The organism is Nocardia sp. NBC_00511, assembly GCF_045161165.1.
GTDB lineage: Bacteria > Actinomycetota > Actinomycetes > Mycobacteriales > Mycobacteriaceae > Nocardia.
Genome location: NZ_CP107849.1, coordinates 1,681,000 through 1,697,263, shown reverse-complemented (window position 1 = coordinate 1,697,263; position 16,264 = coordinate 1,681,000). Strand labels below are relative to the sequence as shown.

General features: G+C 66.0%; 15 protein-coding genes. 3 read left to right on the top strand and 12 right to left on the bottom strand.

Translation table 11 applies throughout. From position 1 onward, the window contains the following. Positions 1 to 28: 28 nt before the first annotated feature. The 12 genes from OG300_RS08100 to OG300_RS08045 all read right to left on the bottom strand — a co-directional run bounded on the left by OG300_RS08100 (position 29) and on the right by OG300_RS08045 (position 13,274). Positions 29 to 1,651, bottom strand: coding sequence for a class I adenylate-forming enzyme family protein (locus OG300_RS08100; protein ID WP_405493730.1), 1,623 nt, complete (start codon positions 1,649 to 1,651; stop codon positions 29 to 31). A 17-nt stretch (positions 1,652 to 1,668) separates the two neighbouring features. Beyond that, positions 1,669 to 2,628, bottom strand: coding sequence for a 3-oxoacyl-ACP synthase III family protein (locus tag OG300_RS08095; RefSeq protein ID WP_405493728.1), 960 nt, complete (start codon positions 2,626 to 2,628; stop codon positions 1,669 to 1,671). Positions 2,629 to 2,800: 172 nt separating this feature from the next. Further along, complete coding sequence (locus OG300_RS08090; RefSeq protein ID WP_405498503.1) at positions 2,801 to 3,976, bottom strand: hydroxymethylglutaryl-CoA synthase; 1,176 nt, start codon at positions 3,974 to 3,976, stop codon at positions 2,801 to 2,803. A gap of 22 nt (positions 3,977 to 3,998) precedes the next feature. Further along, positions 3,999 to 5,018 carry a hydroxymethylglutaryl-CoA reductase gene (locus OG300_RS08085; RefSeq protein WP_405498502.1) on the bottom strand — a complete coding sequence of 340 codons (1,020 nt, stop codon included), beginning with the start codon at positions 5,016 to 5,018 and terminating at the stop codon, positions 3,999 to 4,001. Between the two features lie 69 nt (positions 5,019 to 5,087). Beyond that, a complete protein-coding gene (gene fni / locus OG300_RS08080; RefSeq protein ID WP_405493726.1) occupies positions 5,088 to 6,140 on the bottom strand; it encodes a type 2 isopentenyl-diphosphate Delta-isomerase in 1,053 nt (350 codons plus the stop codon). Next, positions 6,124 to 7,260, bottom strand: a complete 1,137-nt coding sequence (locus OG300_RS08075; protein WP_405493724.1) for a phosphomevalonate kinase — start codon at positions 7,258 to 7,260, stop codon at positions 6,124 to 6,126. Before OG300_RS08075 ends, fni begins: the two co-directional genes overlap by 17 nt. Next, the gene (gene mvaD / locus OG300_RS08070; RefSeq protein WP_405493722.1) at positions 7,257 to 8,261 is read right to left on the bottom strand and encodes a diphosphomevalonate decarboxylase; all 1,005 of its coding nucleotides are present in this window, start codon (positions 8,259 to 8,261) and stop codon (positions 7,257 to 7,259) included. Before mvaD ends, OG300_RS08075 begins: the two co-directional genes overlap by 4 nt. A gap of 29 nt (positions 8,262 to 8,290) precedes the next feature. Further along, positions 8,291 to 9,256 (bottom strand): mevalonate kinase, encoded by a 966-nt coding sequence (mvk, locus tag OG300_RS08065; protein ID WP_405493720.1) that lies wholly within the window; start codon positions 9,254 to 9,256, stop codon positions 8,291 to 8,293. A gap of 19 nt (positions 9,257 to 9,275) precedes the next feature. Continuing rightward, the gene (locus OG300_RS08060) at positions 9,276 to 10,382 is read right to left on the bottom strand and encodes a 3-dehydroquinate synthase II (protein WP_405493718.1); all 1,107 of its coding nucleotides are present in this window, start codon (positions 10,380 to 10,382) and stop codon (positions 9,276 to 9,278) included. 29 nt (positions 10,383 to 10,411) lie between these two features. Further along, entirely contained in the window at positions 10,412 to 11,125 is a 714-nt protein-coding gene (locus OG300_RS08055; RefSeq protein ID WP_405493716.1) for a transaldolase, read from the bottom strand. A gap of 63 nt (positions 11,126 to 11,188) precedes the next feature. Continuing rightward, complete coding sequence (locus tag OG300_RS08050; protein WP_405493714.1) at positions 11,189 to 12,121, bottom strand: UbiA family prenyltransferase; 933 nt, start codon at positions 12,119 to 12,121, stop codon at positions 11,189 to 11,191. A gap of 70 nt (positions 12,122 to 12,191) precedes the next feature. Further along, a complete protein-coding gene (locus OG300_RS08045) occupies positions 12,192 to 13,274 on the bottom strand; it encodes a polyprenyl synthetase family protein (protein WP_405493712.1) in 1,083 nt (360 codons plus the stop codon). A gap of 484 nt (positions 13,275 to 13,758) precedes the next feature. On the opposite strand from OG300_RS08045, the gene OG300_RS08040 reads away from it, so the two are divergent. From OG300_RS08040 to OG300_RS08030, 3 genes are all read left to right on the top strand, one after another. Next, positions 13,759 to 14,310, top strand: a complete 552-nt coding sequence (locus OG300_RS08040; RefSeq protein WP_405493711.1) for a hypothetical protein — start codon at positions 13,759 to 13,761, stop codon at positions 14,308 to 14,310. A 97-nt stretch (positions 14,311 to 14,407) separates the two neighbouring features. Next, positions 14,408 to 16,015, top strand: coding sequence for a cytochrome bc complex cytochrome b subunit (locus tag OG300_RS08035; protein ID WP_405493709.1), 1,608 nt, complete (start codon positions 14,408 to 14,410; stop codon positions 16,013 to 16,015). After that, the gene (locus tag OG300_RS08030; RefSeq protein WP_405493707.1) at positions 16,012 to 16,245 is read left to right on the top strand and encodes a hypothetical protein; all 234 of its coding nucleotides are present in this window, start codon (positions 16,012 to 16,014) and stop codon (positions 16,243 to 16,245) included. Before OG300_RS08035 ends, OG300_RS08030 begins: the two co-directional genes overlap by 4 nt. Positions 16,246 to 16,264: the final 19 nt, after the last annotated feature.

Sequence of the window (16,264 nt, the reverse complement as noted above, 5' to 3'; positions counted from 1 at the left end):
CTGTCACCGGCGTTCGGTGCTGCCGCGATCAGGTCCACTGCCCGGATCCGAGCCCGGCACCGCTGCCCAGTACCTGCTCACGCAACTCGACCCGCCGCACCTTCCAGGTCGCGGTGCGTGGAATGTCTTCCCACTGCATGACTTTCGGTGCGCCGAGCGGAATGAGGCCCGCCGCCGCGCGCTGCCAGTCCTGCGGATCGAGCTTCCCGTCGAGAGTGGCGACCACGGGTAACGGCAGTCCGTCGGGTGTCGCCAGCACCACGATCTCGGTGGCTTGCTCCAGCCGGTCGAGCAGGGTGCTCTCGATCTCGATGCAGCTGACCCCCGGCAGCAGGTCGACTTCCCGGTCGATCAGCATGATCCGCCCGTATCCCGCGTGCACGCCCAGATCGCCGGTGTTCCACCACTTTCCGTCGATCTTGGCGCGGTGCCGGTCGTCTTCGCCGAGGTAGGTGAGGCATCTGGTCCTGGTCTTGACCATGATCAGGCCCGACTCACCGCGGCGGGCAGGCTTACCGGTCTGCGGGTCGACCAGGCGGACGGTCACGAGGGTGGGCCAGCCGACGTTCGTGGCGGCGTTGCGCAGCCCGGTGCGGGGTCGTACGGTGCGGCGGGTGAAGACGTTGGCGGTGATGCCCGCGATCTCGGACTGGCCCAGGCCCCAGGCCCACACCGGAAATCGATGACGCGAGGCGGCGAGGAACTTCCGCACGGTGCGCGGGTGCACCGCGTCGAAGGTGCTGATGAAGCGCCGGACCTGTGCGAACAGGGCCGGATCGCGGTCCACCAGCTCCTCCCAGCGCTGGAAGATATTGGGCAGCGCCTCCAATGATGTCGGCCGATGTTCGGCCAGCATGCGCGCGACACTGCTGGGGTCCGGATTCGAGAGCACGACCATTGCCCGCGGTGCGATGATCAGTTGTGAGCGGACCCACGACAATGCACGCATGTGGGCGAACGAAATCCCGCTGGCCACTACATCATTCGGGCTGGAAGTGAGCAGCGGCAAGCGGCGCAGCGACTCCAGCCGGTACGGCAGAGCGCCCAGCGCGGTATACGCCGAGTGCACAACGAGTTTCGGTGTGCCCGTGGTACCCGAGGTATGGGTCACGATCATCGGCTCGAGGTCGGCATTGACCTGTACCGGTGCGGCCGGAGCACCGCGGAGATCGTCGAACCGCAGCCGGTTTGCGGCGAGCGTCTCCGTAGCCGGTGCGCCGACTTCGATCACCGTGCAACCGGGCGGGGCGAGTTCGACGTCGGCGACCGCCGCGCGAGTGAGCACGCTGCTGCCCACCACCAGCAGCGCCGGCTCGGCTCGGCGGATCATGGTGGCAATGGCCTCGATCGAGGTGATCGGCGCCATCATCACCGGCAGTGCGCCGATCCGCGCCGCCGCGGCAGCGGTGAGGACGATGTCGAAGTGATTGTCCTTCACGATCACCAGCCGCTTGCCCGCGCGCAGCCCGGCCGCGTACAGACAACTCGCGGTGTCCCGAACCAGCGCCGCCAACGCGGCGCCGTCGAGCGAGGTGCCCAAGTCAGGAGCAATGTCGAGCGGCCGGTCGAGTATAATCTTCGTCTGCCGGGTCTGTTCGGCGTGCCAGTCGAACAAGACGCCGATATTGATGGGTGCCTTGGTTTTCGCCACAGTGAGTGCCTTTCGTTTCACCATTCGAGCAACCCGATTCCCACCGACATCCCGCCGCCGAAGCCGAGCAGCAGAATCTGGTCCCCTGGTTTCAGCGCGCCGCTACGGGCGGCCCGATCGAGGGTGATGGGAATGGATGCGGCGCCGGTGTTTCCGTAGTCGATGTAGGTCCGGTGGATGTCGGCGCCGGTCAGCCCGAGTTCGGGGATCATCCGGTCCAACAGCACCCCGTTCGCCTGGTGCGGAACCAGATGAGCGATGCGGTCGGGCGATTCGTCGTTGTCATAGAGGAATTGCTTGACCAGTTCCGGTAGCCGGGTTTCCACGAAGTCGCGTACGCCACGGCCGTCCATGTGGAAGTAACCCAGACCGGCCTCCATGACCTCCGCCGAGCAGGGCAGTCGGCTGCCTCCCGCCGGGACCGTGATCAGATCCAGCTCCTCGGAGAAGGTCTGCAGCCTGCAATCCCGGATGCCGCGACCGGCCGCGACCGGCCCGAGCACCACGGCGCCCGCACCGTCACCGAACAGCACCACGGTCTTGCGGTCGCCCGGATTCAGGATGCGCGAATAGATGTCCGCGCCGATCACCAGCGCGTGACCACCGGTTTTGCAGACCAGGGCGTCGGCAACAGCCAGCGCGAAGACGAATCCGCTACAGACGGCGTTGATATCGAACGCCGCGCCCTGCGCGCCGAGGGCACGCTGGACGTAGGAGGCGGTCGGCGGCTGCGGTCGATCCGGTGTGGAGGTGGCCACCACGACTGCGGTGACGTCGGCGGCCGTGATGCCGGCGGCCTCGAGGGCCTGCTCCGCTGCCGTGACCGCCAAGTCCGACGTCGCCTGATCGCAAGCGGCCCAGCGCCGTTCGCGGATCATCGTCTTGCGCTGGATCCAGGCGTCGTCCACTCCCGCGGCGGCCCCGACTTCGGAGTTGCCGACGATCCGGTCGGGGACACAGGCTCCGGTGCCGAGCACCCCGACACGAATCTCACTGGCACCGTGGATATTTCGTACCCCAGGCTGGCTCTCACTCCAGGCGGCAGGCCGAATCGCGTTCCCTCCGCCGGGAGTGGAGAAATCCGCGACCATGCATCCGCATCGGCAGTCCCCGTGCGGGTCGTGCATTGTGGTTTCGTCGGCGGTCATGTCAACTCCTGTGGGCCCGCGCCTGGTAGATGCGTTTGTGCCCGGACAATCCGAGCAGACGGAACGGACCGGAACCCTCGACAGGCAGTTCGTGATCGCGGCCATCGGTGGGCAGTGTCTGTTCGTGCAGCGCCCGGTACCCGGCGAAGTCGATGGGCGTGCGGCGGTTCACGGCCGACCGGTTGCCGGCCGTGCGGAGGTGTTCGCGGTGGCCCGGAACCACGGTGGCACCGAAGAATTCGGCCACACTGCCGGATCCGTAACTGAACATCGCGAGCGGCCGACCGTCCAGATCGGTGCGGTGATCGAGGAGCGCCGCCAGTCCCAGGTAGAGCGACGCCGTATAGCTGTTACCGATCACCCGGTTGTAGAGAGTGGTCGGCAGTACGGCCGTGTGCAGTTCGTTGGGAGTGTCTGCGAGCGAGGCGAATTCGGCCAGGTGCCGGTGCGCCTTGTGGGCCATCTTGGTAAACGGCTGGTGATAGCAGAAGGCGCTGAACTCGTCGATGGCTCTGCCGCCCTGTTCGCCGTAGTCCTTCCACGCTCCTTCCACCGCTTGCAGATACGCCGTGATCGAGGTGCGCCCGTCGACGAGGGCAGTGCTGCGGTAGTTGGGCCGCCAGAAGTCCATGATGTCCGCGGTGAACAGTCCGGACGGCGACTCCACCCGCAGGATCGCCGGATCGGCGGCGACCAACATCGCCACTGCCGCCGCGCCCTGGGTGGACTCGCCCGGGGATTCCAAGTCGTATCGTGCGACATCGGTGGCGATCACCAGCACCCGCTGAGACGGTTCGCGCGCCACCAGCGCGGCGGCGAATTGCAGTGCGGCCGTTGCCCCGTAGCACGCCTGCTTGAGTTCCACGACTCGGGTCGCGGCGGGCAGGCCGAGCAGCGAGTGCACGTAGACACCCGCCGACTTGGCCTGATCCACCGCGGTTTCGGTGGCGAGCAGCACGGTGCGTATGTCGCCCGTGCCGTGCCGATCGACAATGGGCTGCGCGGCCGCAGCGGCCATGGTGACGATGTCCTCGTCGGCGGCGAGGACGCTCATGGCTTCCTGTCCGATGCCGAGATGGAATTTGTCGATGTCGACGCCGTACGCTCGCGCGAGTTCGGCGTGCTCCAGGACGTAGTGGCCGGTGGCGAAGGATAGGTCGTGGATGCCGATCGGCATGTCATGCTTCACGTTCTGCTCCTCAATGTCCGGAGATCGGCTCACGTTCGATCCGAACGTGAGCTCTCATGAGTTCGCCGGGATTGGTCTGGGCCGCCAGCAGCGATAGTTCGCCGCACAGCACTGTGGCGGCGACGAGCACGGCCAGTCGGCGCGCCCCATCTCCCACCTGCGCCCCATCGCGGCACCCCAGCGCGATCAGGTTGTCTTCGACGAAGTCCAGGCTCTTGCCGTTGCCGACGCTGCCCACGATCAGATTCGGCAGCGTGCAGGAGAAATACAGGTCCCCGTCGCGGTCTTCGGCCAGGGTGATGCCCTGCGAGCCCTCGACGATATTGGCCGCGTCCTGACCCGTGGCCAGGTAGAACCCGAGCAGCATGTTCGCGAAATGCGCGTTGGCGGTACGGATTCCGCCGGCCACCACGCTGCCGAGCAGGTTCTTGCGCACGTTCAGGGTGGCGACGCGCTCGGCGGTGGTTTTCAGGACGCTGGATACCAGCGCCTGCGGGACCACGAGTTCGGCGATCACGTTCTTGCCACGGCCCAGGATCCCGTTGACCGCCGAGGCCTTTTTGTCGGTGCAGTAGTTGCCCGAAATGGATCCGTAGGAGACGCCCGGGATCGTCTGCAGAATGTGTTTCATGAGCGCGTCGGCAGCCAGTGTGGCCATATTGTGGCCGGACGCGTCGCCGGTGGTGAATTCGAAACGCAGGAAGATCAGGTGACCGACCAGTTCATGGTGCAGATCGATGAGTTCCACGAAACGGCTGGTGCGCCCGGCGACTTCGCGCAGCTGGTCGAACCCCCTTCGCAGTACCCGTACCGCGTCGAAGGCCGTCGGACCGTCTTCGGCCTCCAGCAGAATCGAGCGAGTCATGCGCTCGTCCACGAGGGTGGTCACGATTCCTCGAGCAACGGCCATGGACAGTTTCGCGCCACGGGCCACCGATGGCCACAGTGGAGTCTCGAAGGTGGCCAGCGGAACGGCTGTCTCCGTCTCGGCGACATTGCCCGATATTCGTATGGGGCCAACCCATTTCATGGGGATCGCTGCCGACCTGATGGTCTCGTCCACGGCGGAACCGTCCTTCTGTGTCGATGATCAGTGATGTCAGGCGCGATGGCCGTAGCCGCGCACGTCGATGCCGCGGGCCTCGCAGAACGCGCGCAAAGTACCGGTCAGCACCAGATCGCACCGCACGCAATCTGACGGCGTACGCGCCCCGAGCACAGTGAGCAGCACGGTGATCCGGTCCAGCCACGTCGAGATGTGACGCACGAGTGCGTCCGGGCCACCATCCAGGACCGTTTTCAGGAAACAGCCGGACGATCCGACCGCGGTCGCACCGAGTGCGAGACCGCGCACGACGTCGAGGGGTGTGCGGACACCACCGGAGGCCAGGATCGGCAGGTTGGTGGCGCCCGCGCAGTCCAGCAGGGCGGCCGGCGTCGACTGGCCCCAACCGGCCAGGTAGGCGAAATCCGCGTCGTCGCGACGGCCGTTCTCGATCGCGGCGAAATCGGTCCCGCCGCGCCCGCCGACGTCGATGGCGTCGACACCGAGTTCCGCAAGGCGGCAGGCGGTTTCGCCGCTGAGCCCGAACCCGACCTCCTTGACGATGACCGGCACGTCGACCGCTGTCCGAATGCGTTCGATCTGCCCTGCCCAGGAAGCGAATTCGCGGTCGCCTTCCGGCATCACGATCTCCTGGACCGCGTTGAGGTGGATCTGCAGGGCGTCCGCCTCGAGCAGGTCGATGACCCGCCGCGCATCGGCGACCCGCGTACGGGCATTGATATTGGCCATGACGAAACCATCGGGGTGTTCCTTGCGAATCACCCGGAAGGTGTCCGCGCAGGACTCGTCCTTCAGATACGCGCTGAGCGAGCCCGCCGCGATGGCGAGACCGGTCTCGCGCGCAGCGATCGCGAGCTCGCGGTTTATCTTCCCGGTCAGCTCGCTGCCGCCGGTCATGGCATTGATGTACAACGGTGTGCCCCAGCGTATTCCGGCGAACTCGACCCCGAGGCTCACATCGCTGCGATCGATTCCGGCCAGCGCGTGATGCACGAACGCGACATCGTCGAACTCGTTGGCGGTGGTCGGCTGCCGCCACTGTTCGGAGGCCAGGCGAACGTGGTCGTCCTTACGACTGGCAGTCATCGTGCCTCCTCGGCGGTGACGGGATACTCGGGTCGGCAACACCCGTGACCGACAGGGCGAGGGGCTGGATGCCATCGGCCCGCCACCGATCACGCAACGCGTCCCGTCGGCTGGGCTCCGGATCGTTGAAGGCGGCGAGGCCGCAGTCTCCCCCGCCCGCGCCGGAAGGTTTTGCGGACCCGCCCAATTCCTCCGCGGCACGACACAGCGCCGTGAGCCGCTCGGTGAAGATCCCGGCATCCGCGATGTTGTCCGCCATTTCGAGTAGCAGCCGAAAGCGCCGGATCTGCTGCACCACACCGGCACTGTCATCGGCCGCCACCGCGGCCACCGCATCGCGAACGCATTCGTCACTGCGGGTCAGAAACAGCGGGTAGAAGGTGTTGAAACCCCGCTGCTGTCTAGGTAGTTTCGCCACCATGGCCGGTGTCGAGGACGGTGTACCGGTCCAGCCGACCTCCAGGGTGAGGTCGGTCGGCGGGCGCAGTACCCGTGCCGAGAAGCCCGGCCACTCTCGGCGAATCGTGTTGTCCGCACCGTATCGTTCGAACATGCGGGCAAGTTCACCGCGATCGGGGGCACTGTAGGCAACCCAGCCCTCCCAGGTGCTGGCCGCCAGATCGCCGCCGGAGCCTTGGGGATCGAGCCGGGCGGTGGCGAGCATGGCGAGGCGGTACCGCTCGTCTGTCGTCGGCTCCAGCCCGAGCGCGGCGGCGACCGCCGCGACGGTCGCGACCACCACCGCACCGCTGGATCCGAGTCCGATCTTCACGCCGTTCTCGTGCAACGCACTGGTGATGTGGAGCTCGAGCGGCGGCAACGCGACGCCGTGCTCCATCGCGTAGCCGTGGATCACCTCCACGGCCGACACCACATGTTCGAAACCACGGGGCACCGATGTACCGGTCGCCGGCCGCAACTGTCGATCGATCAAATCGAACCGTGCTGTGCCCGAATAGTTTTCCGAGCACACCAGCAAGTGGTGCGAAGCTCGGGGCGCCCACACCACGGTCACCGACACCTGCCGGTCCACCGACATCACGATGGAGTCCCGGCCCGGCGTCACGACCGCGTATTCGCCGAGCAGGAACAGCTTTCCGGGTGCCGTGCGGGTGATCACGACCGTTCCCCGATCAGGCGCACGCCCGCTCCTGGCCCGGCAACCAGTACCGCGCGCGTCTCCGGCAGCGAATCCAGCGCCGCCGCAACGCTGGTGGCCGCGGCCCGGCGGCACACCACCTTGACATTGGGTCCAGCGTCCACGGTCAGGTAGGCGCCGATCCCGTCCCTGCGGATCTCGGTCACCCGATCGAACACCGCCAGTGAGGCCGGCGACAGGTACCGTACCGCCGGCCGAGCGGCGAGCATGGTCGCGTGCATGCCGAGGGCATTGCGCTCGGCAATCTCGCCCAGCGCCTCCACATCACCGCGCTCGATGGCCGCGCGCATATCCGCCAGGTCGCCGCGACTCGCGCCGGACCATGCGGTGAACAGCGGCGACGTGGCAACCGTGTGGCGCATGGCGGTCCGGCTCGAGACCACCTTGGCGGCGGCATCGACCACGGCCACCACGAGTGCGATGTCGAGGGTCGCGTCCACCGGTTCGGCGTAGGACTCGGCATCGCCGGCCGCACCCTCACCGGTCCCCGCCCGCCAGATCGCGAATCCGCCGAAGACGGACCGCGACGCCGACCCTGAACCACGCCGCGCCAATCGTGAGATCGCCCGTGGCTGCGGATCCAGGCCGTAACAGGGGGTGATCGCCGCCGCCAGGGCCGCGAATCCGCTTGCCGACGAAGCCAATCCGGCTCCGGTTGGGACGGTGTTCACCGAATCCACGGCGAGGCGCTCGGTCGCCCCGGACAACGACCTCGCCAGTGCCAGAAACCGCCGAACTCGATGCAGCGGTTCCCCCTCGGTCCGGATGCCATTGAGGGTCAGTACGTCGACCGGGCCGTCCACCGGCCGCACGGTCGTCGTGGTCGGGTAGATGTCGAGGGTCAGCGAGAGGCTGTCCGAGTACGGCAGGATGTACTCCTCGTCCCGCTTGCCCCAGTATTTGATCAGAGCGATGTTCGGATTCGCGACAGCCGTGACCGTGTCGGCGCAGGTGCGTGCCATTCTTCGTTCCCTCCCCATGGTCGTCTGTTTCAGCGGGCCGACAGGTCAGCGGGAACCGTCCAGGTCGCGACGGCGCCCGCCACCCGCAGGGCCGTCTCGACCGCCTCGACCGGGTGCGCCACGTCCGCCAGCGCGACCACGCACCCGCCCAGGCCGCCGCCGCTGAGCTTGGCTCCCGCACAGCCCACGGCGACAGCCGCAGTAACCAGCCGGTCCGTCTCAGCGATACCGAGGCCGAATTCGCCCAGCAGTGCCTGGTTTTCGGTCATCCGGTGTCCGACTGCGCCGACGCGGGCGTGCGCCAGATCCTCGACCGCGGCGGCGGTGATCCGGGCGGAGCGCTCCAGAAAGCCGGCCTTGGCGGCGGGGTCACCGTCGAAACGCCGACGCAACTCCGACACGGCGACGCTGGTCGCGCTGGAGACTCCACTGTCCGCGATCACGAACACACCGTCCAAGTCCATGACCAGTTCCTTGGCAACGCCGCCTTGGAACCAGATCGGCACGGCCGACCCGGTGGCCACGGTGTCGACCCCGGAAGGCGAGCCGTGCGCTACTCGCTCCGCCGTCTGCACCAGGTCGAACGTCAATCTGGCGTCCACCGGCCGATCGAACAGATCCCCGAGCGCGTACACCACCGCACGAGCGCAGGCCGCGCTCGACCCCAGCCCACGCCCCGGTGGGATCCGGCAGTCCACCGTCAGATCAATTGCACGTGAACGGGTTTCGGTGGCCACGAAGAAGTTGGTCACCAGCTCCCGCAGGGCGGGATCGTCGGCGCCGGTGCGCGACCACCGATCCGGTACTGGAACCCCGGCTCCGGCGTCGGTGACCCGCACGCCGTTCGAACGCTCAGGTGCACATCGCGCCAGGACCGAGACCCGTAGCTGCGGAACGGGAATCGCGACGGCAGGTGCGCCGTAGACCACCGCGTGTTCACCGAACAGGATCGCTTTGGCGTGGGCCGAACCCACGCCGAACTCGTGTTCGCTCACTGGACCACCTTCGCGGGCTTCAGAATTCGGAGATCTTTTCGTTCACCTTGATGCCGACGTGCCGACCGGGCTCGGCGAGGTGCCCCAGCAGTAGGGTCCCGGGCTTGACGTCGGTCAGATTGAGCGGCTTCCCGTCGGCACTCATTACCCGTACATGCCAGTCGTCCTGCAGGAAGACATTGACGGTGACGTCGCCGTGGCGGGCCTCGATCAAGCGCAGCGGGCGCAGTTCGACCTTCACCCGGCCGACCGAAACCTCCCGGAAGCGGCCGTCCGCGGACACCGCGGCCGTCGTCTCGCCGGCGGCGAGATCTGTGATGTAGGCGGTGCGTTCGGCACCGAAGACGTAGGAGTGCACCGCGCCCGCGTTCACCCGGAAGGGCCGCAAGTTCATGTACGGCAGATAGTGCACCTCTGCGCAGACGAGAATGCCGCCGGCGGAGGTGGATCCGACGATCATGCCCTCGTCCTCGGCAAAGAGGCTGGTGGTGTCGACGCAGCCGCGGTAGCCCATGCCGACGGGTTCGGCACGGACCACCTCGAGCGGGACGAGTGTCCGGTGCTCCTCGCGGCGGTGGCGCAGCACCTGCGCCACCAGGTCCAGATCGGTCAGCCGTGCGGCGTCCACCACCAGTCCGGCCGGGCCGCTTTCCAGCACCCCGGCCACGCTGCGGGCCTCGGCGCCGGAGAGCAGCTCTTTGAAGACGCGGGTGGTGGTCGACTGCGCCTCCGCCAGTAGAAGTTCCAGCGGAATGTTGGTCTCGTCAGTGAACGCGGCGATCAGTACGTCCACCGATCCGATGACCGCGGCGGCAGCATGCATGCTGTCGCCGTCGTCGATCACCGCGCGCACTCCGATCGGGCGGCCGGCGGCAAGGGCTCGGACCTCATCCAACTCGGTAACGCTTTCCGCGACCAGCAGGTCCACCCGGCGGTCGTCCAGTCCGGCCAGCTGTGCCGCAGTGCCCAGGCAAGCGATACTGATGCGCTGCAACGGTTCCCAGTCGACCAGTTGTGACGCACGTACCAGAATCGCGTCGATTTCGGAGTTCCGGGCGTAGGCGAGCGCGACAGGCGTCGCCGCGCCGTCGAGAGCGCTGACATCGGCCCAAAGTTCGGCAGTCATTCATGTTCCCCTTGATCTCTACGTGCCGGTCACGGTCGAACGGCGGCTGCCGCGACCTCGCCGTGCACAATGGATTTCAACTGTGCGGTGGCCGCAGCCGGGTCGGCGCTGCCGAAGACATGCCGGCCCACACACAGCCCGGCCAAGCCGACGCCCATGGCGTTCTTGGCGGCGCTGACGAAGTCGTCCCAGGATCCGTCGGGCCGACCGCCCGCGACGACCACCGGAATCGGTACGCCCGCAGCCAATTCCGCGAGATACTCGTCGCCCGGGTGCGCGGTCTTGACGATGTCGGCGCCCAGTTCGGCGACGACTCGTGCGGCATGCAGTACCGACCGCCCCGGAGTGCTGCCCGCACCGGACGCGTATGTCATGGCCAGCAGTGGCAGCCCGAGTGCGTCGCAGGACCGGGCGACTGCGGCGAGATCGGCCAGGGTCGCACGGTCTTCTGTCGATCCGGCCCCCAGCGTGACGTGCACCGAGACCGCGTCCGCACCCAGCGCGGCCGCCGTTTCCGGATTGCATACCCGGATCTTCAGCTCGGGGTTCGCGCTGAGCGCCGTACTGCCAGAAAGGTGCATGACAAGCGCGGTCTCCCGCTGGACCGGCATCTGCCGACAGGCCGAACCACGGTGCGCCACTACGCCGTCCGCGCCGCCGCGCACCACCGAGCGCAGCACCGCGGCCATATCGGACAGTCCACCGGCGGCGCCCGTGGTGAGTGAATGATCGACGGCGATCAAGAGAGTTCTTCCGTCCGCGCCGAACAATCTGCGCATACGACGGTTCTTTCCGTCCATAACTACCTACCTCGATATCGCGGGTGACGGGATCGTCGGAGGCAACGCCGTCACGAATCGGTACAGCGTCGGAATTCCTATGCCGAGGAATCCCAGGTTGTAGGCGTACATCCCGAGGCGTCGGGCACCGAGCCAGTCCTTTCGGACCGGGCCCGTGTACACCTGCGCGATGTGCAGAAGCGCCGCCGGGCCGAGTGTGATCAGGGTCCACCATGGGAATCCGCCGCCGATCACGAGCCAGACGGTCGTGCCGAGCGCGGCCACGACCAATGAGCCGAGTACGGCGGTAATGAGCGTCGGACCGGAGGTGGCCGCCAAGGTGCGGCGCCCCACTCCTCGATCGCCTTCCGCGTCATTGACGTTCGAATACGAACTCACCATCACCATCCACAACCCGAGCAGGACGCCTTCGGTGACAGCGGGCGCGGTCCAATGGCCCGACACTGCGAGGAAGGGCGCGTAGAGACCGCAGGCTGTCGCGATGAACAGCAGGGTCTCGCCCCCGCCTCTGTGGTAACTCACCCGCAGTCCCGCCGAGTACTGCATGCTGAGAACGAGCCCGGCCGCGTAGAGCACAACCGCCAGCAGCGGTGCGCGCCAATCCAATTGCCAGAACGCATAGGCGCCCGCAAGGACCGCGAGCGCGGCGGCGCACCCGACGAAAATGATCGCCTGCTTCTCGGTGACTGCGCCACTGAGTAGTGGCTTGCGCCGGATATCGCGCCGGGTGTCGCCCTGCAGGTAGTTCACGGCGTCACTGCCGTTGCGGAATCCGACGATATCGTCCAATGCACATGTGGCCGCGACGATTCCGAATGAACCAACCAGGAACGCGCACATGGCCGACACCGTGGCCGACCGTCCCGCCGTGCTCGGATCCAGCAGCAGCCACGCCAGAGCCCAGCCGAAGTAATGCTGGAATACCGCTACCTTCGACAATCTGACGAACCCGAGAATCCGTGCGGCGAGGGTCGGCTCGGCAGGCCCCGGCCCGACCTCCGGCGCCCGGTCACTTGTCCCGGTAGGCGACCGCATGTGCCATCTCGATCAGTTCGTCCCGCCATTCCGGATCCAGGTCCGCATCGGTGATGACCTTGGTGCCGGTGGCGACGAGGTCGCTGATCTGCGTTTCGACCTCATCGCAGATGCCCGAATCCAGCAGGGTCGTACGCAGCCGCTCCGCACTGCCGTCCGGGGTGGTGACCAGTGCGGCCACCTCCGGATCGCGGGCGATCGCCAGCGACAGCAGCAGCGTCATCTTGTGTTGTTCGAAATCCAGGCGAGCGGGTTTCCCCAGTATTTTCGTATCGCTGATCAGGTCCAGCAGATCGTCACGCAATTGGAATGCCTCGCCGATTGCCTGGCCGTATTCGAGAAATATTTGCTGAAGGTCCGCCCGCCCCGCGGTAAGCGCGCCCAGCACGAGTGGCCTCGATATAGTGTAGTTCCCCGATTTCACTCGGGCGATAATCCTAGAGAGCGATGGATCGCTGGTGAATCGGGCCGCCGCGACCAGGTCGAGATGCTGACCGATGATCAATTCCGCCCGAAGTTCAGCCCATGCTTCGGCGACTACCGGTCCCGCCTCGGACATAAAATCGTCGGCATATATCAACGCCAGATCGCCAGCCAGGATCGCGACACCCTCACCGAATCGCCGCGATTCACCCTGCCATTGGTTGGTCCGGTGATCGGCCGCGTGCCTGACATGCGCTGTCGGCACACCACGACGCCAGGAAGAATCATCCATGACATCGTCGTGAATGAGGGCACAGGTGTGCAGGAATTCCAGTGCCACCGCGACAGCGATGACAGCGTCACTGCCTGAATCACCGCCGGCGGCCAGGTATCCACTGATACAGAACTCGGGCCGGATTCGCTTCCCGCCGGCACCTACCAGTTCAGCTACGGTTTCCACGGGCGCGGCAGACCTTTCGGCGCCCACTGCGGACCATTTGAGATGCTCCGATTCGAGAAATTCGAGTGCGGCATGTTCCGCATTGTTCATCATTGATTCGCGCATACGTCTGATCGCATCGCGCGAACTTGAAATTCGCACAGTCATAGCGTCGCCTTTATCGTTCTCCGGCATGCCGGAAGAAGATCGAAAGTCGGATGTGCATTCAACTCGTGGCTACGAGGAACAGTTCGGATCCCCTATCCGAATTCTGGGCAGCACGGCTGCCCGTTCAGCATGACAGACCAGATCACCAGAAGCCATCTATCATCGTGTGATGTAGATTACACCCCGGGTGTCTATGCGATCGTTATTAGAATCCGTAGAAGCGCGCCACCGCATCGCCGCGCAATTCATTGCCACTCGCACAGCGAATTGGAGCAACCCACGGAGGGGGACCGAGAGCATGGAAAATGAGATAGTGATTTGCCTGGGGCAACACCACGGCAAGTATCACGCGACATGTTTGCCAGGCCACAGGTTGTGCCGCCGATGCCATGACCGAACTCGTTCCGATATCAATCTGATTCAGCAGGTATACGACGCGTGCGAAGACGCGCTCACACCGCAGGCACCAGCGGGAGTACGGGAGCGGATCCGCGGGGGCGACCACCACGAAATGCCCCTACGGGAGGCCGCGTTAGCTGCCCGGCTACAGATCCACGACGTACTCACCGAATGGACCGACATGGTCGTCGACGAACGCGGGTTGCGGCACCGGCCACAGCGCGCGGTGCCCGTGCTGGCCAACTTCCTCGACAGCCACTTCGACTGGCTTTCAACGCATTTCGCGGTGGGCGACTTCGCCGACGAACTGCACGAGGCACTGTCGGTAGGCCGCTGCGCCGCCGAATCCACAGCCGGACCGCGATCAGGGGCCGTCCGCCCCTGTGCGACCCCCGGCTGTTCCGGCCACGTCGTGATGCGCCGATCCGGGCAGACGGACGCGAGCTCGGTCGAACTGTCCTGCACGGCAGGACACCTCTGGACACCCGAAACCGGGACGCACGTTGTCCCGGAAACCGTGCCGACCCGAGACGCAGCCTGGCTCGCGGGCGTCACCGAGGACACCATTCGGCAGTGGGTGCGCCGCGGCAAGCTCACCCGCTACGGCACCAGTCGCCGAGCCGAATTCGACCTCACCGAGGTATTGCGGTTGATCTCGCAATGACCGTCGCCGATGTGACGTGCGACACTCCGCGTCACATCGGCGGCGCCTCGAATCTCCCATTCCCAGAACCGATTTCCGATCGACAAGGAGACCTCGCATGTCCGCGCCGATCACACTCGGGCCCCGCACCGACGAGCTGGACCAGCGCTACCGGTACGCCGCCTTCGCGAAACGCCAGATCAACAAGGTCTTCCCGACGCATTGGTCGTTCCTTTTCGGCGAGATCGCGCTGTGGTCGTTCGTGGTACTGCTGCTCTCGGGCATCTATCTGACGCTGTTCTTCGACCCGTCCATGACGGAGACCGTCTACGACGGCGCCTATCAACCATTGCGCGGCGTCACCATGTCCCGCGCGTACGAGTCCGCCCTGAACATCTCCTTCGAAGTCCGCGGCGGCCTGTTCGTTCGCCAGGTGCACCATTGGGCGGCACTGCTGTTCGCAAGCTCGATCATCATCCACCTGTTCCGAACGTTCTTCACCGGCGCGTTCCGCAAACCCCGGGAGGCGAACTGGGTGATCGGTGCGATCCTGCTCATCCTGGCGATGTTCGAAGGCTTCTTCGGGTATTCACTGCCCGACGACCTGCTCTCGGGCACCGGTCTGCGCGCGGCCTTCTCCGGTATCACCATCGGGATTCCGTTGGTGGGCACGTGGATTCATTGGCTGATCTTCGGAGGCGACTTCCCCGGCGACATCATCATCCCGCGCCTGTACATCGCGCACGTACTACTGCTCCCCGGCCTCATCCTCGCCCTGACGGGGGCTCATGTCGCGCTGGTCTGGTACCAGAAGCACACCCAGTTCCCCGGGCCCGGCCGCACCGAGAAGAACGTCATCGGTGCGCGCATCGTGCCGGTGTTCATCGCTGATCAGGGCGCGTTCTTCGCCTTCACGGTGGCGGTGCTCGCAATCATGGGCGGCCTGCTCCAGATCAATCCCATCTGGAATCTGGGTCCGTACAACCCATCTCAGGTCTCGGCAGGTTCGCAGCCGGACTTCTACATGATGTGGACCGACGGCCTGGCCCGGCTCATGCCGCCTTGGGAGCTGTATCTCGGCCGCTACACGGTGCCCGCACCGTTCTGGGTCGCTGTGATCATGGGTCTCGTGTTCACGGTATTGATCGCCTACCCGTGGATCGAGAAGCGGCTAACAGGTGATCGCGTCGCCCGCCACAATCTCCTGCAACGGCCGCGCGACGTACCGGTACGAACTGCGATCGGTTCCATGGCCATCACCTTCTACCTGGTGCTCACCCTGGCCTGTGTGAACGACATCATCGCGTACAAGTTCGACATCTCACTCAATGCCACGACCTGGTTCTTCCGCATCGCCCTGCTGCTCATGCCACCGCTGTCCTATTTCACCGTCTACCGATTCTGTATCGGGCTGCAGCGCTCCGACCGGGCGGTGCTCGTGCACGGAATGGAAACCGGTGTGATCAGGAGGCTTTCGCACGGCGAGTACGTCGAGCTGCATCAGCACCTCGGCCCGGTCGACGCGCACGGCCACCCGGTCCCGCTGGAATACCAGGGCGCACCGCTGCCGAAGAAGATGTCCAAGCTCGGCTTTGCCGGCAAGCCCGGCACCGGTTCCTTCTTCTTCCCCGACCAGGCCACCGAGCAAGCCGAGAACGCGGCCGTCGCCCGCACCGAAGAACATCAGATTCTCGCAGCGCTGCAGCGGCGACAGGACACCCCATGACGTTTCATTGCCGCGGTGCGCCGGGACCGCCCGCCGACAGCTACGGCCTGTTGGTGGCCGCCGCCACGGTCTCCACTGAGCGCACCGCCCGTCTCGTCTGTGCTCTCTTGCAGTCCAAGGGAATTCGCTCGACGGCAGGGCTCGCCGATCCGGCCGCAGGCTGGCGGGTACTCGTCTTCCCCGAGGACTGGATCCCTGCCTTCGAGATCCTCCGTTCGCTGCCGGACTGAGCGCCGAGCCGGGCGCAGC